At 59.5% G+C, this 11,195-nt stretch carries 12 protein-coding genes; 6 read left to right on the top strand and 6 right to left on the bottom strand.

Annotated elements, in window-relative coordinates; all coding sequences use genetic code 11:
- Positions 1-386 precede the first annotated feature (386 nt).
- Together IEV82_RS23755 and IEV82_RS20690 are read right to left on the bottom strand one after the other, a co-directional pair.
- Entirely contained in the window at positions 387-755 is a 369-nt protein-coding gene (locus tag IEV82_RS23755; RefSeq protein ID WP_229747949.1) for a DMT family transporter, read from the bottom strand.
- Entirely contained in the window at positions 752-2,233 is a 1,482-nt protein-coding gene (locus IEV82_RS20690) for a UbiA family prenyltransferase (protein WP_268236140.1), read from the bottom strand. The genes IEV82_RS23755 and IEV82_RS20690 overlap by 4 nt, the downstream gene beginning before the upstream one ends.
- Positions 2,234-2,410: 177 nt before the next feature.
- Here IEV82_RS20690 and IEV82_RS20685 point away from each other — a divergent pair, with 177 nt between their 5' ends.
- Complete coding sequence (locus tag IEV82_RS20685) at positions 2,411-4,096, top strand: phospholipid carrier-dependent glycosyltransferase (protein ID WP_188483982.1); 1,686 nt, start codon at positions 2,411-2,413, stop codon at positions 4,094-4,096.
- A 5-nt stretch (positions 4,097-4,101) separates the two neighbouring features.
- Here IEV82_RS20685 and irrA read toward each other — a convergent pair whose 3' ends face one another.
- Positions 4,102-4,518, bottom strand: coding sequence for an iron response transcriptional regulator IrrA (gene irrA / locus IEV82_RS20680; protein WP_188483981.1), 417 nt, complete (start codon positions 4,516-4,518; stop codon positions 4,102-4,104).
- Positions 4,519-4,691: 173 nt separating this feature from the next.
- Here irrA and fabA point away from each other — a divergent pair, with 173 nt between their 5' ends.
- Positions 4,692-5,201, top strand: coding sequence for a bifunctional 3-hydroxydecanoyl-ACP dehydratase/trans-2-decenoyl-ACP isomerase (gene fabA / locus IEV82_RS20675; protein ID WP_188483980.1), 510 nt, complete (start codon positions 4,692-4,694; stop codon positions 5,199-5,201).
- A gap of 24 nt (positions 5,202-5,225) precedes the next feature.
- Here the strand turns inward: fabA and IEV82_RS20670 are convergent, their stop codons facing one another.
- Positions 5,226-5,888, bottom strand: a complete 663-nt coding sequence (locus IEV82_RS20670) for a dimethylsulfonioproprionate lyase family protein (RefSeq protein ID WP_229747948.1) — start codon at positions 5,886-5,888, stop codon at positions 5,226-5,228.
- A 97-nt stretch (positions 5,889-5,985) separates the two neighbouring features.
- Positions 5,986-6,201, bottom strand: coding sequence for a YgaP family membrane protein (locus IEV82_RS20665; protein WP_188483978.1), 216 nt, complete (start codon positions 6,199-6,201; stop codon positions 5,986-5,988).
- 187 nt (positions 6,202-6,388) lie between these two features.
- On the opposite strand from IEV82_RS20665, the gene IEV82_RS20660 reads away from it, so the two are divergent.
- The 4 genes from IEV82_RS20660 (at position 6,389) to IEV82_RS20645 (ending at position 10,270) form a co-directional block, all read left to right on the top strand.
- Entirely contained in the window at positions 6,389-7,618 is a 1,230-nt protein-coding gene (locus tag IEV82_RS20660; protein ID WP_188483977.1) for a beta-ketoacyl synthase N-terminal-like domain-containing protein, read from the top strand.
- Positions 7,619-7,620: 2 nt separating this feature from the next.
- Positions 7,621-8,412: an enoyl-ACP reductase FabI gene (locus tag IEV82_RS20655; RefSeq protein ID WP_188483976.1), complete on the top strand. Its 792-nt coding sequence runs from the start codon at positions 7,621-7,623 to the stop codon at positions 8,410-8,412.
- Between the two features lie 60 nt (positions 8,413-8,472).
- Positions 8,473-9,147, top strand: a complete 675-nt coding sequence (locus tag IEV82_RS20650; RefSeq protein WP_188483975.1) for a ferredoxin reductase domain-containing protein — start codon at positions 8,473-8,475, stop codon at positions 9,145-9,147.
- A 100-nt stretch (positions 9,148-9,247) separates the two neighbouring features.
- Positions 9,248-10,270: a PAS domain-containing protein gene (locus IEV82_RS20645; RefSeq protein WP_188483974.1), complete on the top strand. Its 1,023-nt coding sequence runs from the start codon at positions 9,248-9,250 to the stop codon at positions 10,268-10,270.
- 6 nt (positions 10,271-10,276) lie between these two features.
- Here the strand turns inward: IEV82_RS20645 and IEV82_RS20640 are convergent, their stop codons facing one another.
- On the bottom strand, positions 10,277-11,143 hold the full coding sequence (locus IEV82_RS20640; RefSeq protein WP_188483973.1) for a hypothetical protein: 867 nt from the start codon (positions 11,141-11,143) through the stop codon (positions 10,277-10,279).
- Positions 11,144-11,195: the final 52 nt, after the last annotated feature.

Genomic DNA, 11,195 nt, shown 5'->3' with positions numbered 1-11,195 from the left:
CGGTATGGCCAAGCCACGGGCGCGCCGTCTTGAACACATCCAGGAACGGCTGCTGCACGCTCCAGTCCACAATCCCCCGCAACCCAAAAGAAAGTCCCGCAGAAGACGTCTGCGTTCCAAATACATCGGCCAAGGGTTCCATGCCCTACTCCACTCATCCAAAACGCCCCCGCGAGGACTGGTGCGGGGTAGAGTGTGAACGGGGGCTTAAAGGTGGATTTTGCGGTAAATCCTAATGGCCTGGGATTGGTGGTTTTCCTTGGCAGGGCTTGAGGCTTTGGTGGCGGATTTGTTCGTAAAAACAGTGCCTTAAACCACAAAAATTATCGCCTCACTGGCGTGTTTCTGCATGAAGGCAAGCGATCGGAAATTGGAAGGGATTTGAATTACCCGCCGCGCGCCATGACCAGTAGCCCGATGATGATGAGCCCAAGGCCCAACAATCGTGTCGGTTGCACGGGTTCGCCAAGAAAAAACATTCCTGATCCGGCGACCATGACAAAGCTCATTGCGACAAACGGATAGGCCAGCGAAAGGTCAAGCTGCCTGAGTGCAAAAAGCCAGAAGACCGTTCCGACGCCATAAAGCGCCAATCCCAGCAGAACCATTGGGGAAAATACCATCCCAAGCGTCTTTACCCAGAAGTTGGCGTCCGGCGCTGTCGAGGTGCCGCCTACTCCGACCTTGAAGGCGGTTTGCCCGAGGGCCGAGAGGGACACGCTGATGAAGACCAGTGCAAATGCGCCCCAGGTCATGGCAGATCCAGGCTGACCGGAACGACCCGCGCGGTGATGATAACGAGCAAGACAATGGCGACACAAATCCGACTGATCCTGTCCTTTAGCGCGAAGACAACGGGGTCGTCGCCGATCTTGCCCCGGCTGGCCCAGGTCCAGCTGCGATAGGTCCAGAACATCATGATCGGTACGATCAGCCAGAGCATGAATGGTGTTTCATAGGCGATTTCGACGGAGGTCGAATGCACGTATTGCGCCAACGTCAGGATCGACAGGGCACCATTCGCGATGCCGAAGGTCATGACCAGTTGCACCTCCGACGCGTAGTAATTCCGGGAGGGCAGCTTTTCATTGTCGCGCTTCGCTTGCATGCCATCCAGCTCGATAAAGCGTTTCATGTAGGCCAGGCTGAGGAAGAAGAAGAGTGAATAGCTGAGCAACCAGGGGCTTGGCGCGAGGTATGTCGCAGCCGATCCGGCGAGGATGCGCACGGTATAGAGCAGTGACAGTGCGACAACATCCACCGTGGAGAATCGTTTGAGCCAAAAAGTATAGGCTGTCGTAAGGATCGCGTAGCCGGTCAGAACCAGCCCGAAGAGGATGTTCACGAGAAGGAAGGACGCCAGGATCGCGCCGCCCAGCAAGACCGCGGCGGCGACCAACCCTTGCCTGATCGACAAGTGACCCGCGGCAAAGGGACGTTTGTGTTTGGTGGCATGTTTGCGGTCTGCCTGAATGTCGGCGATGTCGTTGACGATATAGACGGCCGATGCACACAGGCTGAAGCTGAGAAATGCCAGCACTCCGGCCAGCAGCATTTCAGGATTTGCGTACTCATGTGCAAACAGGATGGGCACGAAGACAAGCACGTTCTTGGCCCACTGGTGCGGGCGCATGGCTTTCAGCAAAGCGGTGCCCGCCGACATTTCCCGTTCGATATGCAGCGACACGGTCTCGGGCGATCGTGCCATCTCTCGAAGGGCCGCGCGACTTGGATTGACGAAGCCGGACTTTGCCGCGGCCTGCCAGACGGGGATGTCGGCGGTACTGTCACCAAGGTATTCGAACGGGCCCTGCGCCAATTCACGGATTGCCAAAAGCTTTTCCGGGCCCTTCAGATTGCGCCCAGGCTCGGACCCGAGGACGGCATCGAACAGACCAAGATGGCCGGCAACTTTTTCGGCCAGGGTCAAATCGGCAGCGGTCGCCAGAATGACCCGGCGTCCCTCGGCGCGCGCCTGGCGGATATAGGACAGCACGTCCTTGCGGTAGGGAAACGTGGTCACGTCGGGCGCGTCAGTTGTGGTCAGTGACCGTTTCAACCCTGCCAGCCCGTCTTGGTAAAACGCGCGGATGGCCGCCACGAACGCCTTGGGATTGCTGGTCGCCCGGAAGAGGGCTTCTTCGGCAATATCCCCGGCGATCAACGTTCCATCCAGGTCCACAAAGAGATCCATGGGCTGGTTCTGGGTCAAATTGGAAACAGTCTTGTGCATGCCGTTCATTTTGCCGAGGGTTAGGTCACAATTATGAAAAAACGTTGAAACCGAAGTGAAAAGGTTGTCCCTTGCTGCGGGAAAAGAGAGTTCTGAGCAATAGGCACGGATATCGGGCCCAGCCTTTGGTAGAGTACCATCATCATAATGGTTAATTCAGGCAAAAAAGAGACGCATTTGTCATGGTATATCGCAGTTTTTGCGATTGCTTTGCTGCTGCGGGCCTATGCGATCGATTTTGGGTACTTCAATCCGGACGAACGGATAAACGATGCTGCTCGCGTTCTGGCAGGTGAGCTTGTTCCGACGCAACATTTCTATCCGCCGCTTAACAATTATCTGATCGCCGTCTCGCTTGTGGTACTTTTCGCCGTTGGCCTTGCGACAGATATGTGGGCATCGGTCGACGGGTTCCGTCAGGCCTACTTTGACGATCCGACGCCATTTTATCTTGCCGGCCGTTACCTGACCGCGGCCTTGAGTGCGCTGATCGCGCCATTGAGTTTCGATATTGCGCGCCGAAATGGCCTGACAAACCTAAAGGCATTGGCCGTGTCCGTTGTTGTCAGCTTTTTACCGGTCGCGGTCATGATGGGGCATGTTGCCAAGGGCGACTCCGCACTTGCGGCCATGTGCGTTGCGACCCTTTGGGTATGCATCAGGCGATGGCAAACCGGGCCGGAAACGCGCTCGGACATCATGATCGGCGTTGCGGTTGCGCTTGCCCTGAGTTTCAAGCAGTCGGCGATTTTCTTCGCCGGTCCGATGGCTCTCGCGATGGTATTCGTGCTCGGGCGGTCGGAAGGGCTATCGCACACACTCAAGTCGTTGGGCATCATCATCTTGGTTTCCGCCAGCCTGATGCCAATTCTGAACATCGGCATTTTTCTCGATCTTGACGGGTTCTTCGCCTTTCAAGACGTCCAGACAGTGATGTCGATCAAGGAGGAAGACGGCTTTGCTGTCGGAATTCCGATCACCTTTGAAATCTTCGGAAGCGTTCTTCTTGGTCTGAACCCGGTCTTTCTGGGCATTGCGGCGATGAGCCCAATTTGGCTCGCTTCCAGGGGCTGCGGTCTGACTGCGAGGAAGGTGCTGCTTGCGGGCTGGAGTGCCAATGCCGTTGGCACCGTCGTGATTTCCTTGCTTGTTGGAGAGCGGCAGCCGGATCATCTGTTTCTTGTGCAGCTAAATATTTTCACCATCATCGCGGTCCTTGTCCTGATGGACATGCTAAGCCGCTTCTACGGGTTTGCGCGGATCGTGTTGGTTGGTATCGCGCTCTTGGGCTTTGGGATTTCTTTCGCCGGGAGCATCGAGGTTCTCCGCCAGGCTGCCTATCCTCCGCTTTCCGCGGATGTGATCGACTACCTTTCCGAAGAACATGGTGACAGGCAGATCAAAACAACCTTGGTTCTGCCGATCCCGAAAACAAGAGCGGCGCAACAGCTCGAACATGACCGTTTGATCCGATTGGCGACCAAGTACGAGACCGAGCAACCGTCGTTCCAAAGCGAACGTTTGATCACCGAAGATGCCGATAACGCGCTGTTCTATTCGATGATCCCGTTCGCCATGTATGGATTGGAGGACGATGCGACGCTTGACGAAGACTATACTGTGACATTGCACACCTGGCCGCTCCAACCGGAAGAGTGGACAATCGAATACTGGTTGGACAAGGGGTTTGAAATTTTCGTTGTCGATAATCTGACCGCGTTGCAGACCGAAAGCCGATCATCGTTCATTCGAGACTTTTTTCAGAATATCGAGGAACGCTGCGCCTTGCTTCGTACCTTTGAAGCCAAGAAACCGATTTTCTTGGAATATGACGTGATTATCTTCGACTGCTCGAGCGTGTGAAGACATCACCTTTTGCGCAGCTTGATCACAACATTGACGCTGGAAATCTCGGCCCCTTCGGGCGGGCGGGGAAGGCGGGCGATTTCGAGCTGATCGGCCGGGGCATCGGTCAGGCGGCCTTCGTCTTCCCAGAAGAAATGTGGGTGATCGTGGGTGTTGGTGTCGAAATAGCTGCGCGCGCCATCCACCGTGACTTCCTGCATCAACCCCGCGTCGCAGAAGGCCCGGAGCGTGTTGTAGACCGTGGCCAGAGAGACCTGATCGCCGGTGTTCTGCACGGCGGCAAACAGGCTTTCGGCGGTCACGTGGCGGTTCTTTCCGTCCCCGACCAGCAACGACGCCAGTGCAACGCGCTGCCGGGTCGGACGAACGCCGCCCTTGGACAGCCATTCGGTTCCGCGGTCGATGGATCGTGAAGACATGCCAAAATCGCTCCTTGTCAGTAGAGTATATAGGGCGCGACCACCGCAGTGTTCAAATAAATTTCTTGCAACAACTTGTCTCAGGCCGCGCGGAGCGGCGGGCTTGCACGCCCGGCGGGCGCAATGATAGGAAACGCAGACTTTCGCCAACCATTCCGGGAGCCTTGTCGAACATGACCGAATTTCCTCGCAGCTTCGACCGCGACGACCTCTTGAAATGCGCCCGCGGTGAATTGTTCGGGCCGGGCAACGCGCAGCTTCCCGAACCTCCGATGCTGATGATGGACCGGATCACCGACATTTCCGGCGATGGCGGTGAGCATGGCAAGGGCCACGTGGTGGCAGAGTTCGACATCACGCCGGACCTGTGGTTTTTCGAGTGTCATTTTCCGGGCAACCCGATCATGCCGGGCTGTCTGGGGCTGGACGGTCTGTGGCAACTGACCGGCTTCAACCTGGGCTGGCGCGGCTGGCAGGGGCGCGGCTATGCGCTGGGTGTGGGTGAGGTCAAGCTCACCGGCATGGTGCGGCCAGACCGCAAGATGCTCACTTATCATGTTGATTTCACCAAGGCGATCCAGACCCGGCGCCTGACCATGGGCGTTGCGGATGGCCGCGTCGAGGCGGATGGCGAGACCATTTACCTCGTCAAGGACATGAAGGTCGCGCTGTCGGAAAGCTGAGCCGCCGAAACCTGTGGGGGGTGATCACTTGCGGGGGCCCCGCGAAAACACCATCTTCTGGTTGGCCAGCTTGTCGCGCTCCCCTGTCCATGCGTAGCACAAAAGCGCCGGGTTCTGTTCGGCGACGGTGATGCGGTGGCGTTGCTGCGGCGGGTTGAAGATCAGAGATCCGGGCGCGTAAACTCCTTGATCGTTTTCCGACACGGCGCCTGACAGGCAGATATAGCTTTCCGAGATGCCGTCATGGGCATGGGCCGGATAGGTGCATCCGGGCGCGAACAGCACGAGGCCCAAGATCACTTCGTCGGTGATCACAGGACCGGTCGGGCCAACGAGTTCGGCATAGGCGTATTTGCGCTCCAGCCCGCGGGGGACTTTTTCGTACCCGTATTGCCAGACGAGATGATCCTGCACGCTTTCAAGCGCCCGGATGAAGGGGGCATGACGCTCCATCCGGCCGTTGTCGAGCGCGCGGCGCCAATGCGCGGTCACCGGTTTGGCCACCGCTTCATGTGGCTGCACCTCGGCATTGGCCTTTATCACTCGAGCGATTCCGTCGCGCACGGTCTTCTGGTGGCTGCGGATCAAGGCGCTGCCGCCTGCGGAAAGGCGGCGGTACAGCTCGTAGTAGTCACGAAGCAGATACAGCCAGTCGGGGCAGTCCTGAAGGCGCTTTTGGTCGGTCACGGGCCACATATCCTTGGCTTGAACGCGTCACGCTCTGTCAGCCAGGTTCGCGTTCGATGCAAGCGGCGTCTTGCGCGTGCCGTCTGATCTGGGTCGCTCAGTCGTTGGTGCCCGTGCCGGCAGCGTCATAGGCCGGGCAGCGTCGGGTGAGGCCGGTGATGAAAAGAACCGCCCCGATGATCGCTGACGGCCATGTGACGATGGCGCCAAAGCTTGCCGCCCATGGGCAGAAGAAGGCAAATCCAAGCAGGATCACCCCGATCACGATGCGCGCCACTTGGTCGGCGCGTCCGACATTCACTTTGGAATTCATGAGACCCTCCAATGATGAGTACGGCGCGGGACACAGGATGCGACCCGCACAGGATAGACGCATTTCGTCTCAATAGGGTTGCATGACTGGGTGAAGTTGGTTGCACGCGGTTCGGAGGGCCTTGGAAACGCTTGCTCCTGTGCGCCAGCTTCCCTACACACGCGTGCAACAATTGTAAGGAGCCGTGATGCGCCGTGTTGTCGTGACAGGATTGGGAATTGTTTCGTCCATCGGGAACAATACCGAAGAGGTGACCGCGAGCCTGAAGGCGGGCCGGTCGGGAATTACCGCTAATGCCGATATGGCAGAGCATGGCTTCCGGTCGCAGGTGGCCGGGGCGATCGACCTCGATGTGTCCGAGCATGTGGACAAGCGCACGCTGCGCTTCATGGGGCCGGGCGCGGCTTATGCCCATATCGCCATGGGGCAGGCGATTGCCGATGCGGGTCTCACGCCCGAAGAGGTGGTGCACCCGATGACGGGTCTGATCGCCGGGTCGGGTGGCCCCTCGACCAGCGCGATGCTGGCAGCACACCAGACCGTGCTCAAGACCGGCGGCACCAAGCGGATCGGGCCGTTTGCCGTGCCCAAGACGATGTCCTCGACGGTGAGCGCGAACCTTGCGACCGCCTACCAGATCAAGGGCATGAACTTTTCGATCACATCGGCCTGCTCCACTTCGCTGCATTGCATCGGCATGGCGGCGCAGCAGGTGGCTCTTGGCCTTCAGGACGTGATGTTCGCGGGCGGTGGCGAGGAACTGGACTGGACCCTGTCCTGCCTCTTCGACGCTATGGGCGCGATGTCATCCAAATATAACGACACGCCGGAAAAGGCGTCGCGCGCGTTCGATGCGGGCCGCGACGGGTTCGTGATCTCGGGCGGTGGCGCGATGGTGGTTCTCGAACCGCTGGAGCGGGCCTTGGCGCGCGGTGCCACGATCTATGCCGAAGTCACCGGGTTCTCGGCCACATCCGACGGGGCCGACATGGTGGCACCCTCCGGCGAAGGTGGCGAACGGGCGATGCGCGGCGCGCTCAAGACGCTGCCCGAAGGTCGCCGCGTCAGCTATATCAACGCGCATGGCACCTCGACACCCGTGGGTGACGTGGGCGAGATCGAAGCGGTCCGCCGCGTCTTTGGCGATGGCAGCACACCGCCGGTCAGTTCGACCAAGTCGATGACCGGGCACAGCCAGGGCGCCACCGGCGCGCAGGAGTCGATCTATTGCCTGCTGGCACTCCGCGACGATTTCATCATCCCCTCGATCAACGTGGAAACGCTGGACCCCGCGCTGAAACCGGAAGAGATTGCGACCAAGCTGGTGGAAAACGCAGGGCTGGACACGGTGATGACCAATTCCTTCGGGTTTGGCGGCACCAACGGGTCGATGCTCTTGTCGAAATATTTGGATTGAACATGACCGGACAGATGCAGGGCAAACGCGGCCTGATCATGGGCGTCGCGAACGAACGCTCCATCGCGTGGGGGATCGCCAAGGCGATGGCCGAGGCGGGGGCCGAGCTTGCCTTCACCTATCAGGGCGAAGCCTTCGGCAAACGCCTTGAACCGCTTGCTGCCAGCGTCGGGTCGGATTTCATGGTCGATGTCGACGTGACCAACGACGCATCGCTGGATGCCGCGTTCGTGCAACTGGGCGCGCGCTGGCCAACGATTGATTTCGTGGTTCACGCCATCGCCTTTTCCGACAAGTCGGAACTGCAGGGGCGCATCCTCAACACCAGCCGGGCCAACTTCAAGAATTCGCTCGATATTTCCGCCTACAGCTTCATCGACGTGGCGCGCCGCGCGCATCCGCTGATGGTGGAAAACGGCGGCACGCTGCTGACGCTGACCTATATGGGCTCCACCCGTGTGACACCGAATTACAATGTCATGGGAATCGCCAAGGCCGCGCTGGAAGCGTCCGTGCGCTATCTCGCCAATGATCTTGGCCCCGAAGGCATCCGCGTCAACGCGATCAGCCCCGGCCCGATGAAAACCCTGGCCGGTGCGGCCATCGGCGGTGCCCGCAAGACCTACAAGCACACCGACATGAACGCGCCTCTGCGGTCGAACGCGACGCTCGAAGCAGTGGGCGGCACGGCCGTCTACCTTGCATCGGATGCGGGCGCCTTCACCACCGGAGAGATCCTGCGCGTCGATGGTGGCTTCCATGTTCTGGGCATGCCGCAATACGAGCATCTTTGATCCGTCAGGGAACTCTGCTTTCGGTTGTTCGTTGTCTTCGGCAAAGGAGACATCGCGCGCATGACCTATACTTTGACGCTGCAAAGCATCGAACCCGTGACCCACGACACCAACCATCTGGTGTTCAACAAGCCTGACGGCTACGAATACACGCCCGGTCAGGCCTGCGATTTTGCGCTGGCTCAGGACGGCTGGCGCGATGAACAGCGCCCCTTCACCTTCACCGGCCTGCCGACGGAGTCGACGCTGGAATTCGTCATCAAATCCTATCCGGATCATGACGGCGTAACCAAGCGGATCGCGGATCTGCAGATGACCGACCAGGTCGAGATCACCGATGCCTGGGGTGCTATCGAGGATCAAGGGCCGGGTGTGTTCATCGCGGGTGGTGCCGGAATCACGCCCTTCATCGCGGTTCTGAAACGCAGGTTGCAGACACACGGGACGCTGGAGGATTGCCAATTGGTCTTTTCCAACAAGACCGAAAAGGACATCATCCTGCGCGACGCCTTCAACTCGATGCCGGGGCTCACCTGCCATTTCGTCGTGACGGACGAACCCGACAGCGAATTTGCGCGCGACCGCATCGACAAGGACTATCTTGCGCCCATCGTGGCCGAGGCGGATGGCCCGTTCTACGTCTGTGGGCCGGAACCTATGATCGACGACATCACGACGGCGCTCAAGGAACTCGATGTGTCCGAGGACCGGATCGTTACCGAGGACCTGGATTGATCCAGATTGACATGCGGGCCTTGGCACGTCCCGACCCACCCCTCAGATCACGGCGCCGTGGAATGGTGCCGGACCCATTTTGCAAACCAGGTAATTTGACATGGACAGAGATGTTTCCTTCCAACCCGGCGATATCAGCGAGGCGGATGCCACCGCGATCTTCAGCGCATCCACCATCGCCATGGTGCTAACCAATCCGCGCCTCCCCGACAACCCCATCGTCTATGTCAACCGCGCCTTCGAACGGCTGACCGGCTACACGTCAGAGATGGCACTGGGCCGGAACTGCCGGTTCCTGCAGGGGCCGCAGACATCGCCCACAGCGGTGTCCGAACTGCGCCGGGGCATTGCGAACCGCGAGGAAGTCTCGATGGTTCTGACCAATGTGCGCTCCAACGGAGAGCCGTTCCTGAACGCGCTGCTGATCTCGCCGGTGATCGACGACAATGGAGAGCTTGTCTATTTCGTCGGCCTTCAGAGCGAGGTCGAGACCGACCGGCAGGCCGAACGGCTCAGGCAGTTCGAAACCGTCACCGCCGAGATCCAGCACCGGGTCAAGAACCACCTGGCGATGATCCTCGGCCTCATCCGCATGAAGGCGCGCAACAGTTCCGCGCCCGACGAATTCAAGGACCTGTCGCGCCGCGTCGAAAGCCTGCAATTGCTCTACGAGGAAATGTCGGCCGCCACGCTGGAACGCAATGACGGCAAGATCAAGCTGGGCGCCTATCTGGGTCGCGTGGCGAATGCGATTGCCTATCTCGACAGCCGTCCGGGCGTGCGGATGAACATCCATGTTGAACCGCTGATGGTCGATACCGAAACCGCCGTGCGAATCGGTCTGATCCTGTCCGAAGTGCTGACCAACGCGATGCAGCACGCGTTTCGCGACCAGGCATCCGGTCTGGTGGAACTGCGCGTCATGCGCACCGACAATGGGGGCATGCGCGCGATGGTGACCGATGACGGGATCGGCCTGCCTGATGGCGCGACATGGCCCAATTCGGACGGTCTGGGCGGCCGCATCGTACAGGGCCTGTGCGAGGGCCTGCAGGCAACGCTTCAGGTCACGCGCGGTGCCGTGGGCACGATTGTCACGCTGGATGTGCCCGTGGCTGATTGACCTCTCTCAGAACCACTGGCCCGATTCCATCAACCCCAGATCCAGCAATTGCCGCGAATGCCATTCGAACGGCACCGAATTGTGCCAGCGGAAGGTCTCGATCTCGAAGGCCGATCCGGGGTTCCGCTTGAGAGCCTTGGCCGTGCGGAACGTCGCCACCGCCGCCGTCAGGTTGTTGTGCCACGGGCAGGCGTACGTGTTGTATTCCTCGTCGTTGAACGTGTGATCGGCCCGCAGCGCCAGCCCCGGTTTCGCGCGGAACAGTGCGATCCGGTCGATCTTGCGCCGCTCGGGGGGCACGTGTTCCTCGTAACGCCAGCGCAACCCGCCAAAGAAATCAAGCTGCCTCTCCTTGGGGTAGGTTGTCATCGGATCGGCCCGCCCCAGCGCATAATAGCCTGACCGGTCCATATAGGCATTGTCGATGCTGACCGCGCTTGGATGCGTGTCCAGATCGCCCGCATAAAGGTCGATGGCGTAGCACAGCATCGCGTCACGCCGTTCCTCGGTGTGAAAGGCCAGCAATTCCCCGACGGTGCGCGTCTCGCAGAACGGGAAAAACAGGTATTCCGCGTTGTAGCACACGTAGAACCACACGCCCGGCGCCTTGGCGATGATGGCATTCACGATCTCTTCGCGATTGCCCCGTCGCGTGATGTCGTTGTCGATGCGGATGACCTGATCCGCGATATCCTCTGCCAGAGCGAACTCGGCGGGCATGAACAGGATGTTGCCCTTGAAGCCAAGATGCAGGTTGTGCCGCAAGGTGCTGTCGATCTCGACCGCATCTTCGGCAAAGACCAGCGCAATCGGCCCCTTGGCCAGCACGCCGGGGCTTTGAGAAAGGAAATCGTTGATGCCTGCGTAGCGCATGAGGGGGCCTCTGCGGGAATTTTGCACAGAGTCGATGAAAAAACCGTGCATT

It is taken from the genome of Marivita lacus (assembly GCF_014637725.1).
GTDB classification, from domain to species: domain Bacteria; phylum Pseudomonadota; class Alphaproteobacteria; order Rhodobacterales; family Rhodobacteraceae; genus Marivita; species Marivita lacus.
Note: the sequence above shows the minus strand (reverse complement) of the source record. Positions and strands in the feature narration are given on the sequence as shown.